General features: G+C 71.0%; 15 protein-coding genes. 2 read left to right on the top strand and 13 right to left on the bottom strand.

Features of this window, described 5'->3' with window-relative positions; genetic code table 11:
• Window position 1 precedes the first annotated feature (1 nt).
• The 8 genes from H295_RS0130900 to H295_RS0130865 all read right to left on the bottom strand — a co-directional run bounded on the left by H295_RS0130900 (window position 2) and on the right by H295_RS0130865 (window position 8,219).
• On the bottom strand, window positions 2-400 hold the full coding sequence (locus tag H295_RS0130900) for an OB-fold nucleic acid binding domain-containing protein (RefSeq protein ID WP_037710883.1): 399 nt from the start codon (window positions 398-400) through the stop codon (window positions 2-4).
• Window positions 401-480: 80 nt separating this feature from the next.
• Entirely contained in the window at window positions 481-1,164 is a 684-nt protein-coding gene (locus H295_RS0130895; RefSeq protein ID WP_020139211.1) for a response regulator, read from the bottom strand.
• Window positions 1,161-3,758, bottom strand: a complete 2,598-nt coding sequence (locus H295_RS0130890; protein WP_020139210.1) for a sensor histidine kinase — start codon at window positions 3,756-3,758, stop codon at window positions 1,161-1,163. Before H295_RS0130890 ends, H295_RS0130895 begins: the two co-directional genes overlap by 4 nt.
• Window positions 3,759-4,230: 472 nt before the next feature.
• Complete coding sequence (locus tag H295_RS0130885; RefSeq protein ID WP_020139209.1) at window positions 4,231-4,923, bottom strand: ABC transporter ATP-binding protein; 693 nt, start codon at window positions 4,921-4,923, stop codon at window positions 4,231-4,233.
• Window positions 4,924-5,000: 77 nt separating this feature from the next.
• Window positions 5,001-6,167: an alginate lyase family protein gene (locus tag H295_RS0130880; RefSeq protein ID WP_020139208.1), complete on the bottom strand. Its 1,167-nt coding sequence runs from the start codon at window positions 6,165-6,167 to the stop codon at window positions 5,001-5,003.
• Window positions 6,168-6,326: 159 nt separating this feature from the next.
• Window positions 6,327-7,085, bottom strand: a complete 759-nt coding sequence (locus tag H295_RS0130875; RefSeq protein WP_020139207.1) for a DUF3710 domain-containing protein — start codon at window positions 7,083-7,085, stop codon at window positions 6,327-6,329.
• Between the two features lies 1 nt (window position 7,086).
• Entirely contained in the window at window positions 7,087-7,638 is a 552-nt protein-coding gene (dut, locus tag H295_RS0130870; RefSeq protein WP_020139206.1) for a dUTP diphosphatase, read from the bottom strand.
• Window positions 7,635-8,219 carry a PaaI family thioesterase gene (locus H295_RS0130865; protein ID WP_028809905.1) on the bottom strand — a complete coding sequence of 195 codons (585 nt, stop codon included), beginning with the start codon at window positions 8,217-8,219 and terminating at the stop codon, window positions 7,635-7,637. Before H295_RS0130865 ends, dut begins: the two co-directional genes overlap by 4 nt.
• A gap of 58 nt (window positions 8,220-8,277) precedes the next feature.
• Between H295_RS0130865 and H295_RS0130860 the strand changes: the two genes are divergently transcribed.
• On the top strand, window positions 8,278-8,742 hold the full coding sequence (locus H295_RS0130860) for a DUF3093 domain-containing protein (RefSeq protein WP_020139204.1): 465 nt from the start codon (window positions 8,278-8,280) through the stop codon (window positions 8,740-8,742).
• Between the two features lie 56 nt (window positions 8,743-8,798).
• Here the strand turns inward: H295_RS0130860 and H295_RS0130855 are convergent, their stop codons facing one another.
• From H295_RS0130855 to H295_RS0130840, 4 genes are all read right to left on the bottom strand, one after another.
• A complete protein-coding gene (locus H295_RS0130855) occupies window positions 8,799-9,731 on the bottom strand; it encodes a hypothetical protein (protein WP_078616794.1) in 933 nt (310 codons plus the stop codon).
• Between the two features lie 13 nt (window positions 9,732-9,744).
• Window positions 9,745-10,041 (bottom strand): DUF4193 domain-containing protein, encoded by a 297-nt coding sequence (locus tag H295_RS0130850; RefSeq protein ID WP_005481602.1) that lies wholly within the window; start codon window positions 10,039-10,041, stop codon window positions 9,745-9,747.
• A gap of 405 nt (window positions 10,042-10,446) precedes the next feature.
• Window positions 10,447-11,685, bottom strand: coding sequence for a sensor histidine kinase (locus H295_RS0130845; protein WP_020139202.1), 1,239 nt, complete (start codon window positions 11,683-11,685; stop codon window positions 10,447-10,449).
• 5 nt (window positions 11,686-11,690) lie between these two features.
• Window positions 11,691-12,344, bottom strand: a complete 654-nt coding sequence (locus H295_RS0130840) for a response regulator transcription factor (RefSeq protein ID WP_009191109.1) — start codon at window positions 12,342-12,344, stop codon at window positions 11,691-11,693.
• Between the two features lie 415 nt (window positions 12,345-12,759).
• On the opposite strand from H295_RS0130840, the gene H295_RS47580 reads away from it, so the two are divergent.
• Window positions 12,760-12,924 (top strand): hypothetical protein, encoded by a 165-nt coding sequence (locus tag H295_RS47580; RefSeq protein ID WP_020139201.1) that lies wholly within the window; start codon window positions 12,760-12,762, stop codon window positions 12,922-12,924.
• A gap of 133 nt (window positions 12,925-13,057) precedes the next feature.
• On the opposite strand, the gene H295_RS0130830 is transcribed toward H295_RS47580, so the two are convergent.
• Complete coding sequence (locus H295_RS0130830) at window positions 13,058-13,873, bottom strand: inositol monophosphatase family protein (protein ID WP_020139200.1); 816 nt, start codon at window positions 13,871-13,873, stop codon at window positions 13,058-13,060.
• Window positions 13,874-13,878 lie beyond the last annotated feature (5 nt).

The raw sequence follows: 13,878 nt of genomic DNA, 5'->3' as shown, positions 1-13,878 counted from the left end.
GCTACTCCCGTCCCACGGGTCGGAGTTCGTATTTCGGATTGAACAGCACCCGGCGGCCCCGGCTCATCGAGATCCGGCCCGACGCGATCAGCTTGCGGCCCGGCTCTATGCCCACGATGGAGCGCCTGCCGAGCCACACCACGTCCAGGGCGGCGGAGCCGTCGAACAGCTCGGCCTCCAGGGCGGGGACGCCCGCACGCGGTCGCAGGGTGACCGTGCGCAAGGTACCAGTAACGGTCACGATCTGGCGGTCGTGGCAGTCGCCGATCCGGGTGCAGCCGGCGGTCTCGGTGTCCTCGCGCAGCTCCTCGGACTCCAGGTCCTCCTGGGACGAGGACAGCCGGTCGAGCATGCGCCGGAACCGGCCCACCGGCTTCTCGGAACGCGGAACAGCACTCATGCTCAAAAGCGTACCGGGGCCCGCCGACAGCGTTGTACCCACGGCACTGGCGTTCGAACCGGCCCCTGGTCCCCGGGCCCTCACTTCTCGAACCGGTACCCCATTCCCGGCTCCGTGACGAAGTGCTTGGGGTGCGAGGGATCCGCCTCCAGCTTCCGGCGCAGCTGGGCCATGTAGACCCGCAGGTAGTTGCTCTCCGTGCCGTACGACGGCCCCCAGACCTCCTGGAGGAGCTGCTTCTGGCTGACCAGTCGGCCGGTGTTGCGGACCAGCACCTCCAGCAGGTGCCACTCGGTGGGCGTGAGCCGTACGTCCCTGCCGTGCCGCTGGACCTTCTTGGCCGCCAGGTCGACCGTGAACTCGTCGGTCTCCACCAGGACGTCGTCCTCGCCGCCCCCGGTGGGCTCGGCGCGGCGCACGGCGGCCCGGAGGCGGGCCAGCAGCTCGTCCATGCCGAACGGCTTGGTCACGTAGTCGTCGGCGCCCGCGTCCAGCGCCTCGACCTTCTCGTCGGAGGAGTGCCGGGCGGACAGCACGAGGATCGGCACCCGGGTCCAGCCGCGCAGCCCCCTGATCACCTCGACGCCGTCCATGTCGGGCAGGCCGAGGTCCAGGACGACCACGTCCGGGTGGCGGGCGGCGGCGAGCCGCAGCGCGGTGGCTCCGTCGTGCGCCGCGTCGACCTCGTACTTGCGCGCCTTGAGGTTGATCACGAGGGCGCGCACGATCTGCGGCTCGTCGTCGATGACCAACACCCTCGTCATGTGGCCTGCCTCTCGGGTTCCGCTTCCGTGCTTCCGGGTTCCGCTTGCGCGCGGTCGGGTCCTGCGTCCGCGAAGGGTTCTTCGGGGAGCTCCACGCGCGCGTGAGCGGCTCGGAGCGTCAGCACCATGGTGAGGCCTCCACCGGGCGTGTCCTCGGCGTCGAGGGTGCCGTGCATCGCCTCCGCGAACCCCCGGGCCACCGCGAGCCCGAGCCCCACCCCGGCACCGCGCGGGGCGTCGCCGTAGCGCTGGAAGGGCTCGAAGATGCGTTCCTTGGCCTCGTCGGGGACACCGGGGCCGCGGTCCACGACCCGCACCTCGACCCGGTCGGCGATGGCGCTGGCGGAGACCCTGACGGGCCGCCCGGACGGGCTGTACTTGACGGCGTTCTCGACCAGGTTGGCCACCGAGCGCTCCAGGAGGCCCGGGTCGACGGCGACCATCGGCAGGGTCTCCGGGACGTCCAGCTCGACGCTCCCGTCGGGCACCCCGCCGAGCGCCATCGGCACCACCTCGTCCACGTCGATCTCCCGGATGAGCGGGGTGACCGTGCCGGTCTGGAGGCGGGACATGTCGAGCAGGTTGCCCACGAGGTGGTCGAGCCGGTCGGCGCCCTGCTCGATGCCCTCCAGGAGTTCCGCCTGGTCCTCCTCGGACCAGGCGACGTCGTCGGACCTGAGCGAGGAGACGGCCGCCTTGATGCCGGCGAGCGGGGTCCGCAGATCGTGCGACACGGCCGCCAGGAGCGCCGTGCGGATCCGGTTGCCCTCGGCCAGGGCGCGGGCCCGGTCGGCCTCCTCCTGGAGGCGGCTGCGGTCCAGGACGACGGCGGCCTGGGCGGCGAACGCGGCCAGCACCCGGCGGTCCTCGGCGGGCAGCACCCGGCCGGTGAGCGCCAGCGCCATGTGGTCCCCGACCGGTACGTCGACATCGGCGTCCTCCGGCCGGTCCACGGCCGGTCCGAGCCCGGAGCGGCCCGCGCAGGTCCAGGGCTCGGTGTCGCCGGCCCGTTCCAGCAGGGCCGCCGACTCCATGCCGAAGGTCTCCCGGACCCGCTCCAGGAGCTCCTCCAGGCCGGTCTCCCCGCGCAGGACGTTCCCGGCGAGGAACGACAGGATCTCCGACTCGGCGCGCAGCCGGGCGGCCTGGTGGGTCCTGCGGGCGGCCAGGTCGACGACGGAGGCGACCGAGATGCCGACCCCCACGAAGATCACGATGGCGACGATGTTCTTCGGGTCGGCGATGGTCCAGCGGTGCAGGGGCGGTGTGTAGAAGTAGTTCAGGAGCAGCGAGCCGACCGCGGCCGAGGCGAGCGCCGGGAACAGGCCGCCGAGCAGGGCCGCCGCGACCACGACCGCGAGGAACAGCAGCATGTCGTTGGCGAGGCCGAGGTCGACGGCGCTGAGCAGGACGGTCAGCAGCACCGGCGCCGCCAGGCCGACGAGCCATCCCCACAGGATGCGGGCCCGGCCGAGCCGGGCACCCCGGGCGACGGGCAGTCCGCGCCCCTTGGCGACCTCGTCGTGGGTGACGATGTGCACGTCCAGGTCGGGCCCGGACTCCCTCGCGACGGTCGCGCCCACGCCCGGTCCGAAGACGTACTGCCAGGTCTTGCGGCGGGAGGAGCCGAGGACGATCTGGGTGGCGTTGACCCCGCGCGCGAAGTCGAGCAGCGCGGCCGGTATGTCGTCGCCGACGACATGGTGAAAGGTTCCGCCGAGGTCTTCCACCAGGGTCCTCTGCACGGCGAGTTCCTTGGGCGAGGCGGAGGTGAGTCCGTCGCTGCGCGCTATGTAGACGGCGATGACCTCGCCACCGGCGCCCTTCTCGGCGAGGCGGGCGGCCCGCCGGATCAGGGTCCGCCCCTCCGGCCCGCCGGTCAGCCCGACCACGATCCGCTCCCGCGAGCCCCAGATCCGTGAGACGCGGTGCTCGTTGCGGTACTGCTTGAGGTACTCGTCGACGCGGTCGGCCACCCACAGCAGGGCGAGTTCGCGCAGGGCGGTGAGGTTGCCGGGCCGGAAGTAGTTGGAGAGAGCCGCGTCGACCTTGTCGGGCTGGTAGATGTTCCCGTGCGCCATCCGCCGCCGCAGTGCCTCCGGCGACATGTCGACCAGCTCGATCTGGTCCGCCCGCCGCACGACCTCGTCGGGCACGGTCTCGCGCTGCCGCACCCCGGTGATCGACTCGACGACGTCACCGAGCGACTCCAGATGCTGGATGTTCACGGTCGAGACCACGTCGATCCCGGCCGCCAGCAGCTCCTCCACGTCCTGCCAGCGCTTGGCGTTGCGGGAGCCCGGGATGTTGGTGTGGGCGAGTTCGTCCACCAGGGCGACGGCGGGGGCCCGCCGCAGCACGGCGTCGACGTCCATCTCGGTGAACACGGCGTCCCGGTACCCGAGCTCGCGGCGCGGGACCTCCTCGAGGCCGTGCAGCATCACCTCGGTGCGGGGCCGTCCGTGGTGCTCCACGAAGCCCACGACGCAGTCGGTCCCCCGCTCGACCCTGCGGTGCGCCTCGGAGAGCATCGCGTACGTCTTGCCGACGCCCGGTGCCGCACCGAGGTAGATCCGAAGCCTGCCGCGTCCCATGAGCTCATTGTCTTCCGGTCGACCCTGCCTGCGCAGCGCCGACCCTACGTCCACCGATCCCGGCAAAGCGGCCATGCGCCGACCTCGGAGGGCCTCTTTGACGCAACTCTGACGCGGGGGCGGCGGCGGGGGCCGGGACCGGTCCTGCCGGAGCGTGACGGGATGCCGGGACGAGCGCGGCTCACCGTGACACCGCGGGGGGATCCGCACCGCGAGCCCGACCCGGGCGCTCGGCCCCCTCGCCCTGGAGCCCGGCTTGCACGGTGCGCCGGCCGGCCTGACTCAGGACCCGCCGGCAGCCGAGAACCCACGCCGAACGCCCGGACCCGCCGCCCCCCACCCACCCGGCTCCGCCACGTCGAGCCCCACAGTTCGGCCCCGCCGGCGACCGGTGCTGCTTCCACAACCGGACTCACATCAGCTTGGGACGGCCCCCGGCCGGGCACTGCACCGGCCGGACCCGAAACCGCCCTCAGCCCGCCACGATCTCCCCGTCCCCCACCTCCAGCACCCGGTCCGCCAGATCGAGGAGGGTCGCGTCGTGCGTGGCCACCAGCGCCGTCACGTTCTCACTGCGTACGACCGCCCGCAGCAGCTCCATCACCGCGTGACCGGTCTCCGCGTCCAGCTGGCCGGTCGGCTCGTCGGCGACCAGGAGGGAGGGGTTGTTGGCGAGGGCGCGGGCGATGGCGACCCGCTGCTGCTGACCGCCCGAGAGTTCCCCGGGCCGCTGCTTCGCGTGGTCCGAGAGACCCACCAGGGACAGCAGCAGCTCGACACGCTCCTCACGCGCGCGTGCGTCCATCCGCCGCAGCCGCATCGGCACGCCGACGTTCTCCGCCGCCGTGAGGATCGGGATGAGCCCGAAGGACTGGAAGACGAAGCCGATGCGGTCCCGGCGCAGCGCCAGCAGCCCGTCCTCGTCCAGCCCGGCGAGGTCGACCCCGTCGATCTCCACCCTCCCCCGGTCGGGCCGGTCGAGCCCGCCGACGATGTTGAGGAGCGTGGTCTTCCCGGAGCCCGACCGCCCCTTGAGGGCCACCAGCTCACCGCGCGGCACCTCGAAGGACACCCCGCGCAGTGCGTGCACCGCGCCGGCCCCCTCACCGAACGACCTGTGGATGTCCTCGACCCGCACCATGGTCTCGGTGACCGTCTGCGTCATACGTCCTCCCCCGTGAAACCGCGAACCGCGCGACCGGGCGCCAGTATCAACCGCGCGGCGCCCGGCCTACAACGCCTTCAGTTCGGGTTGTCCCCGTGGGTGAGCGTCTCCCACGCCACGAAGAGATGGTTGCTGCCCGCCGGACGGTTCCGCTCGGTCAGGGCCTGCGTGTTAGTCATGCCCATGCCAAGTCGATTATGCAGGGCGTTGTACCCGACCTCGGTGACCGGCCCGAGCCCCGGCTTCAGCGATCCCCCGCACAGCCAGCTCGGCACGACCGCCCCCAGCTCGTACTTGGACTGGAACCCCAGCGCCTGCCGCAACCGTTCGCCCACGTCGGTGCCGTACAGATCCTGCCCCTGGATGCGACTGGTCTCGGCGACGTGCGAGATCGCGGAGATGCCGTACCCGGTGTGCGTGAGGTCCCGGCAGGTCTCCTGGGTGAGCCCGGTGACGAAGGTGGACTGCCCCTGCCAGTAGTTGACGATCTTGTCCCGGGTGTCGAGGTTCTGGCTCGGCACGGTCTTCGGCAGCGCGCCGTCGGACTCCAGGTAGACGTAGGCGGCGGTGCGGGTGCGGAACTTCCCCATCGCCTTGTCGTACGACGCCTTGTCCTCCAGGAAGACGGAGATGCCGACGGCCGCCTCCATCATCGACAGTTCCCAGTTGCCGTTGGAGTTCGAGCCGTTGATGATCTCCGGCAGATAGACGTTCCGGAGCATGGCCGCGAAGCGCCCTGAGTTCGCCCAGCTCCCGGTGTACGTGTACTTGATGATCTCGGCGGCCCTGGGCCACGTCGAGCCGGCCCAGCCGGTCTGGAGGGGCGCGTTGCTGTTGGTGTGGTCCGTGATCACCCCCGACCAGGCGTCCATGAGCTGGATGGCCTTCCGGGCGTACCGGTCGTCCCGGGTGAGGTACCAGGCGAGCGCGTCGGTGTACGCGGCGATCGCGTCCTCGCGCTCGTCGGTGCAGCCGTAGTTGGGGTTCGAGTACGACCCGCACTCGACGACCGCGCGCGGCCTGGGCGTGCGGTTCAGGTCGGCGTACTTGCTCGCCAGCATCTGGTCGAGGGCGCCCTTCCAGGGCTGGGCACCGGCCTCGACCTTGCCGCGGACGAAGTCCAGCTGGCTCCGGGAAACGGTGACTCCGGGATGGACGAAGGTGGTGGGAGCGGCGTCGGCGGGCACCGCGAGGGCTCCGGCGGCCAGGGCCGCGACGGTGACGAGGAGAGCTGTTCTGCGCATGCGTGGGGGGCCTTTCGTTCTCGTACGTGAACGGAAAGCGCCTTTATGAACAGAGGCGTTGAGCGGAGACCGTAGGTACAGACCAATCTGCCGTCAAGGGTTCCCGCACGCGAAAGGGCCGCACCCCTGACGGGGTACGGCCCTCGATGTCGGGTACGACTAGCGGACCTCGGTGATCTCCGGTCCGCGCTGGAGCTGGCCCATGCCGCCGGAGAAGCGGGAGCCCTCGTCCTGCTGCTGGACGCCCTCGGGGACCATCTGGGCGTCGTTCGGCAGCTTGAGGACGATCGGGTCGCGAGGCGCCATCGGGCCCTCGCCGCGGACCACGACCGTGTCCCGGAAGATCTGCTCCAGAAGCCCGGCCGCCTGCGGCTGCACCGCGCCCTGGCCCGAGATCACACCGCGCAGGAACCAGCGCGGGCCGTCCACACCCACGAACCGCACGACCTGGAAGCCGCCCGTGCCGTCCGGCAGCTGCACCGGAACCTGAGCCCGCAGCTCCCAGCCCAGCGGACCCTCGACCTCGTCGATGATGCCGCCCTGCTGGGTGATGCCCGAGCCGATCTCCTCGCGCACCTCGCCCCAGATGCCCTCACGCTTGGGAGCGGCGAAGGCCTGGAGCTGGATGGCGCTGTCGCGCAGCACGACGGTGGCCGCGACGATCGCGTCGCCCGCGACCTCGACCCGCAGCTCCATGCCGTCGACGCCCGGGACGAACAGACCGCCCAGGTCGACCCGACCCTCGGCGGGGTCGCGCACCTCGGTGCTGTCCCATGGCCCGTCGGGCCGCGGCTCCGGCTCCAGCCGTACGCGCTCGCGCTCTACGTCGTCCGCCTCAGTGTCGACACTGTCGACGACCTGCTCGGCCTCGCCGGCCGCGCCCTCGGCGGCACCCTTCTTGTTGCGACGTCCGAACACGTCACTGTCCTTCCCGGTCGGATACGACCGATGCGTATCGATTCCCACCCGTTGTGCCGCCCACGGCGGCCTCACCGCTTGTATCGCCCCCGTCGCCCACGGCGGCGTGACCGCCGGTGGACCCGAAGCCCCCCTCGGCCCGCGCCGACTCGGGAAGCTCCGCGACCTCCTGGAAGCGGACCCTCTCGACCTGCTGGACGACGAGTTGGGCAATCCGGTCGAAGCGCTCGAACCGCACCGACTCGTACGGGTCGAGGTTCACCACGATCACCTTGATCTCCCCACGGTACCCGGCATCAACCGTCCCCGGGGCATTCACGAGAGCGACACCGCAGCGGGCGGCGAGGCCGGATCGGGGGTGCACGAAGGCCGCGTACCCCTCCGGCAGCGCCACAGACACCCCCGTGGGCAGCACGGCCCGCTCCCCCGGCTTGAGTTCACGGGGCTCGGTGGTCCGCAGATCGGCCCCCGCGTCACCGGGGTGCGCGTACGTCGGAAGCGGTACGTCGGGATCGACGCGCCGGATCAGCACGTTCAGGGGGTCACGGCTCACGGGTTCACCTCGAAGGCACGGGCACGCCGGACCTGGTCCGGGTCGTTCATGGCGGCCCGGATCTCCTCCGGACGGCCGTTGTCGATGAAGTGGTCCACCTTGACCTCGACGAACATCGCGTCGGCACGGACCGCGACGGGCCCCTCGGGGCCGCCGATCCGGCCGGTCGCGGTGGAGAAGATCTTCCGCCCGGCCACCGCCGTCACCTCGGCCTCCAGGTACAGCACCGTGCCGACCGGCACCGGCCGCACGAAGTCCGTCTCCAGGCGTCCGGTCACGGCGATCGTGCGCAGCAGCCAGTTGAGCGAGCCCAGGGTCTCGTCGAGGGCGCTCGCGAGCACCCCGCCGTGCGCGAGCCCGGGGGCGCCCTGGTGGGCGGGGCGCACGGTGAACTCGGCGGTGACCGAGACGCCGTCGCCGGCCCGTGCCTCCAGGTGCAGCCCGTGGGGCTGCTCGCCGCCACAGCCGAAGCACTGGCCGTAGTGCGCACCGAGCAGCTCACCGGGCGCGGGCGCGTCCGGGTGTCGCACGGGTCGCACCGCGTCGGCGGGAGGCTGGAGAGCCGGGGAAGTACCACTCACAGGCGCAGACCTTACCCGCGCGTCGGAGGTATCAGGACACCGTGCCAAGCTTGGTTTCATGCAGCCCTCCGCCGTCCCGTACGACGAACGCCTCACCGCCCCCCGCTCCTGGTGGCTGATCTCCTTCCTGGTCGGGGTCGCCTTCGCGCTGATCCTGCTGCCGTTCGGCCCGCTTCCGCTGCTCGGCGGCCTGGTCGGCGGCACCGCCGTCGCCGCGGTCATGGCGAGTTCCTACGGCTCGCTGCGCATCCGGGTCGTGGGTGACTCGCTGATCGCCGGCGAGGCGAGGATCCCGGTGTCCGCGCTGGGCGAGGCGGAGGTCCTGGACCCGGAGGAGGCCCGGGCCTGGCGGACGTACAAGGCCGACACCCGCGCCTTCCTGCTGCTGCGGGCCTACATCCCGAGGGCGCTGAAGGTGGAGGTCACCGATCCGGAGGACCCGACGCCCTACCTGTACCTGTCGACGCGGGAGCCGGAGCGGCTGGCCGAGGCGCTGAAGGCGGCCCGCAAAGCCGCCGCCTAGAACGTTCGTGCAGTACTTCACTCCGGGGCTGGGCCCGAAGACTTCTCACTGAAGTCTTACTCCTCCAGCTCCAGCGGGTTCGCCGGGGCCTCCAGGGCCGGCAGCGCGGGGAGCTGGTTCCAGGGGACCTGGATCCTGCGCAGGTCCTTGCGGATCCGTTCGGCGAGCTTCCTGGTGTCCCGGCGGTTCATGACCGCTCCGACGGCGGCGCCGACCAGGAACGGCATGAGGTTGGGCAGGTCGCGGACCATCCGCTTCATGATCTGCTGGCGCAGCTGATGCTTCATCTGGGTGTTGAGCGAGCCGCTCACGGTCGACGGCTTCTTCACGTCGATCCCGCGCTCTCCGGACCAGGAGTTCAGATAGGCGGTGCTGCGCTCCCTGAGGTTGCCCGGCGGTCGTACGCCGTAGACCTCGTGGAGCTCCGCGATCAGCTTCAGCTCGATCGCGGCGACGCCGGTGATCTCGGCGGCCAGTTCGGTCGGCATCGCCGGCGGCACGGGAAGCATCGCCGCAGCGCCGACTCCCGCGCCGACTGTCGCCGTGGCGCTCGCCGCACCCGTGACGAGCTTGTCGGCGAGTTGCTCGGGGCCGAGGCCGGGGAACTGACGGCGGAGGGTCGCGAGGTCCCGTACGGGCACACGCGGGGCAATCTCGATGATCCGGTCGGTGAGGTACGCCAGGCCCGCCCTGGCCCGGCTGCCGCCCTTGCGGACCCCTTCCCGGGTCTTGTCCCGGATCGCCGCCACCCTCCCCCACTCTCGGCTTCGCTCGAGCGGGGGGACCCCCGGTCCGGCGACGGACGCGGGCGTCCCGGCCGGATCGGTGGGCGCCGGGAGGTCGGCCCGGGCAACCACCGGTTCGAGCGAGGCTCCCGGATCGAAAGAGCCCCGCTCGTCGTCACGCGCGCGCTGAGGACCGACGGACGGCCCTTGGTCCGCCTTCCGCAGGGGAAAGCGGCGCTTCCTGGGAGGGGTCGAGCCAGTCATGCCCGACCCTCCCTCAGTCGCAGTCGCGGCAGATCGGCTGGCCGTTCTTCTCGCGGGCCAGCTGGCTGCGGTGATGCACCAGGAAGCAGCTCATGCAGGTGAACTCGTCCTGCTGCTTGGGCAGCACCCGGACGGCCAGCTCCTCGTTGGAGAGGTCTGCTCCGGGCAGCTCCAGGCCTTCCGCGGCCTCGAACTCGTCCACGTCGACGGCCGACGTCGACTTGTCGTTACGTCGTGCCTTGAGCTCTTCAAGGCTGTCCGAGTCGACGTCGTCGTCGGTCTTGCGTGGGGTGTCGTAATCCGTTGCCATGTCGCTCTCCCCCTCTGGGTGTCTGCGGTGTCTCCAGCGCACGTAACGCGTGAGAGGCCGGACTTGTGCCCGACCTGAGGCGGAGATTTTGCCTCACATCAAGGTCTGTTACTCAATCGACACCCAACCGGACTCCTCTTGAGTGATCGGGTTGGATGGCGATCGGGACCGTACACGGTCCGAATCCCGCACTTCAAAGGCGTCTCACCGTGTACTTCCCGTGATCAGGACCTGTGAAAACCCGGATTTTCCCGGCTTTCCGGCAAGGCGCATGATCACCGAGAGTGGATGCCCGGAAATTCTCCCTTGTGATCGATCACACACGGAACTGTCCGTCGGGTGCCCAGAAAATTCCGCGCAAAGCGAACATCCCTGTGCGTCGATCTCAGTGCGGGGGCCATGATCTCAGACCGGCAGGGTCACGCGCATCACGAGTCCACCCCCTTCGCGCGGCTGAGCCGAGATGTGCCCGCCGTGCGCCCGCGCCACGGACCGCACGATGGACAGTCCGAGCCCGACGCCCTTGTCGCTGCCGGTGCGGTCGGCGCCGCGCAGCCGCTTGAAGGGCTCGAAGAGATCGTCGACCTCGTACGCCGGCACGACCGGGCCGGTGTTGGAGACCGTGAGCACCGCCTGGCCGTGCTGGACCTCGGTGGTGACCTCGACCCAGCCGTCCTCGGGCACGTTGTAGCGCACGGCGTTCTGCACGAGGTTCAGGGCGATGCGCTCCAGCAGCACGCCGTTGCCCTGGACGACCGCCGACCTCTGCGCGCTGCGGAGCGCCACACCCTTGGCCTCGGCCTCGGCGCGCACCTGGTCGACCGCCTGCTCGGCGACCTCGGCGAGGTCCACGGGCTTGCGCTCGACGATCTGGTTGTCGCTGCGGGCGAGCAGCAGCAGGCCCTCCACGAGCTGCTCGCTGCGCTCGTTGGTGGCCAGCAGCGTCTTGCCGAGCTGCTGGAGCTCCGCCGGCGCGCCCGGGTCGGACAGGTGCACCTCCAGGAGCGTGCGGTTGATCGCCAGCGGTGTCCGCAACTCGTGCGAGGCGTTGCCGACGAAGCGCTGCTGGGCCGTGAAGGCGCGCTCCAGGCGCTCCAGCATGTCGTCGAAGGTGTCGGCCAGTTCCTTGATCTCGTCGTCCGGGCCGTCCAGCTCGATACGGCGGGACAGGTCCGAGCCGGCCACCGCGCGGGCGGTGCGCAGGATCCGGCCGAGCGGCGACAGGACGCGTCCCGCCATGGCGTAGCCGAAGGCGAAGGCGATGATCGCGAGGCCGAGCAGGGCCAGCAGGGAACGGCTGAGGAGGTCGTCCAGGGCGTGCTGGCGCTGGTCGTTGACACAGGCGTTGATGGCCCTGTTCATGACCTCGGGGGTGCCGCTCGACGGAAGGTTGCGGCAGATGTTGCTGGTGACGTTGCCCGAGGTGATCTCGAAGGGCAGCTTGCTGCCGACGTTCAGCGCCTGCGCGGCCACCAGGTAGATGATCGACAGCAGCAGGATGCCCGCGATCAGGAACATGCCGCCGTACAGCAGCGTGAGCCGTATGCGGATGGTCGGGCGCAGCCAGGGCAGCTGCGGTGCCGGCCGCCTGGGGTCCCAGGTGGGCTTCGGAGGGGCCTGGGGAGGAGCGGGAGTCGAAGCCACGGGTATCAGATCCGGTAGCCCGAGCCGGGGACGGTGACGATCACCGGGGGTTCGCCCAGCTTGCGGCGCAGGGTCATGACGGTCACCCGGACGACGTTGGTGAAGGGGTCGGTGTTCTCGTCCCAGGCCTTCTCCAGGAGCTGCTCCGCGGAGACGACGGCGCCCTCGGAGCGCATCAGGACCTCCAGGACGGCGAACTCCTTCGGCGCGAGCTGGACCTCCTTGCCGTCGCGGAAGACCTCGCGGCGGTTGGGGTCGAGCTTGATCCCGGCGCGCTCCAGGACGGGCGGGAGCGGCACGCTGGTGCGCCGGCCGAGGGCACGCACGCGTGCGGTCAGCTCGCTGAAGGCGAAGGGCTTCGGCAGGTAGTCGTCGGCGCCGATCTCCAGGCCCTCGACGCGGTCGCTGACGTCGCCGGACGCCGTGAGCATCAGCACGCGCGTGGGCATGCCGAGTTCGACGATCCTGCGGCAGACGTCGTCGCCGTGGACGAGCGGGAGGTCGCGGTCGAGGACGACCACGTCGTAGTCGTTGACGCCGATGCGCTCCAGGGCGGCCGCACCGTCGTACACGACGTCGACGGCCATGGCCTCCCGGCGAAGTCCGGTGGCCACCGCATCGGCGAGCAGCTGCTCGTCCTCGACGACGAGTACGCGCACGTCGCTTGTCCTTCCTGTGTCCACCCGCGTAGCGCGCTCAGGGCGCGCGACGGGCAGGAGTTCGGGTGAATGTTGCTCTCCATCCTGCCCTTTTCGGCCATAAGTCGGCGGTAAGGCGGATGAGGGGCAGCTGAAAGACGGGTGTGAGAGCGGGAATGCGGGATTTTCTCGCGTGGTTGAGGTTTCCGTCGGAAGGAGCGGGGGGAGGACGGCTTTACACCCCGCGATCACGCTCTGCATGTGCCGTACCACCATGCGGCACGACGTGCTCCCGTTTGTCCAGAGCGGGCGTGGGTGTCCGGCACCGTCGCCGCCCGGCAGGGCAGCGCTGGGCACCCGCAGGAGACGTGATCGCCCCTTCCGAACGGCACACCCCCGTGCCACCGACTCACGACCCAGGACGAGGGGGCGCAGCATGGACGCATTCACCGCAGGACTTCTGCAGCGCATAAGGGCGACCGAGACCGACCTGACGCGGGCTCGCAACGACGGCGACGACTTCCTCGTCGAGGTGGAGCAGGGCGAGCTCGACGACCTGCGCCGCCTCGCCGCCGAACACGGTGTGGAGGTCGGCGCCTAGCGTCTGATCGGCTTCGCGGCACGACAGCGGACCCCCGGCGAATCCAGCGCCGGGGGTCCGCTGCGTCCGTACGGAGCCGTGTTCACCTCATGTTCGCCCGGTGCACATGTGGTCGTACGGCGTCGTCCGCAGCTCAGTCGTGCCAGGCGCCGAAGTCCTCCAGGAGCCGCTGGAGGGGCTCGAAGACGCCCGGGGTGCCCGCGACCGTGAGGTCCCGGTTGGGGCGCTCTCCGGGGCGTCCTCCGGTCAGGGCGCCCGCTTCCCGGGCGACGAGGTCGCCCGCGCCGTAGTCCCAGGCGTTCAGGCCGCGCTCGTAGTAGCCGTCGAGGCGGCCCGCGGCCAGGTCGCACAGGTCGACCGCGGCCGATCCGCCGCGCCGGATGTCACGCAGGAGCGGGATCAGCCTCCCCGCCACCTCGGCCTGGTGGGTGCGGACCTCGGTGACGTAGTTGAAGCCCGTCGACACCAGGGCCTGCTCCAGCGGTGCCGCCGGCCGGCAGGTCAGCCTGCGCTCGCCCTCCCAAGCGCCGGTGGCCCAGGCGCCCCCGCCGCGGACCGCGTGGTAGGTCTCCCCGCGCATCGGCACCGCGACGACCCCGACGACGGTCTCGCCGTCCTGTTCGGCCGCGATGGAGACGGACCAGGTCGGCAGTCCGTAGAGGTAGTTGACCGTGCCGTCGAGCGGGTCGATCACCCAGCGGATCCCGCTGGTGCCCTCGGTGGAGGCGCCCTCCTCGCCGAGGAAGCCGTCGTCCGGGCGGCGCTCGGAGATCAGGTCGGTGATCAGCTTCTCGGCCGCGATGTCCATCTCGGTCACCACGTCGATGGGGCTCGACTTGGTCCTGGCCACCTCGAGGTCGGCCGGGCGGCCGTCCCGCAGCAGGGTGCCGGCGCTCCGGGCGGCCTCCTGGGCCAGTTCGAGCAGTTCCGCGTGCAGGGGGTCGGTCACGGCGC

Origin of the sequence: Streptomyces sp. 351MFTsu5.1 (genome assembly GCF_000383655.1) — a bacterium.
In the GTDB taxonomy this organism is placed as follows: domain Bacteria; phylum Actinomycetota; class Actinomycetes; order Streptomycetales; family Streptomycetaceae; genus Streptomyces; species Streptomyces griseorubiginosus.
The sequence above is the reverse complement of the archived record's forward strand: the minus strand, read 5'-3'. Positions and strand labels throughout refer to the sequence as shown.

Excerpts from the sequence above, each read along its gene's own strand:
- H295_RS0130890 (WP_020139210.1), bottom strand. The coding sequence starts at position 3,758 with ATGGGACGCGGCAGGCTTCGGATCTACCTCGGTGCGGCACCGGGCGTC.
- H295_RS0130895 (WP_020139211.1), bottom strand. The coding sequence starts at position 1,164 with ATGACGAGGGTGTTGGTCATCGACGACGAGCCGCAGATCGTGCGCGCC.
- H295_RS0130885 (WP_020139209.1), bottom strand. The coding sequence starts at position 4,923 with ATGACGCAGACGGTCACCGAGACCATGGTGCGGGTCGAGGACATCCAC.
- H295_RS0130900 (WP_037710883.1), bottom strand. The coding sequence starts at position 400 with ATGAGTGCTGTTCCGCGTTCCGAGAAGCCGGTGGGCCGGTTCCGGCGC.
- H295_RS0130850 (WP_005481602.1), bottom strand. The coding sequence starts at position 10,041 with ATGGCAACGGATTACGACACCCCACGCAAGACCGACGACGACGTCGAC.
- H295_RS0130860 (WP_020139204.1), top strand. The coding sequence starts at position 8,278 with ATGCAGCCCTCCGCCGTCCCGTACGACGAACGCCTCACCGCCCCCCGC.
- H295_RS0130855 (WP_078616794.1), bottom strand. The coding sequence starts at position 9,731 with ATGACTGGCTCGACCCCTCCCAGGAAGCGCCGCTTTCCCCTGCGGAAG.
- H295_RS47580 (WP_020139201.1), top strand. The coding sequence starts at position 12,760 with ATGGACGCATTCACCGCAGGACTTCTGCAGCGCATAAGGGCGACCGAG.
- H295_RS0130880 (WP_020139208.1), bottom strand. The coding sequence starts at position 6,167 with ATGCGCAGAACAGCTCTCCTCGTCACCGTCGCGGCCCTGGCCGCCGGA.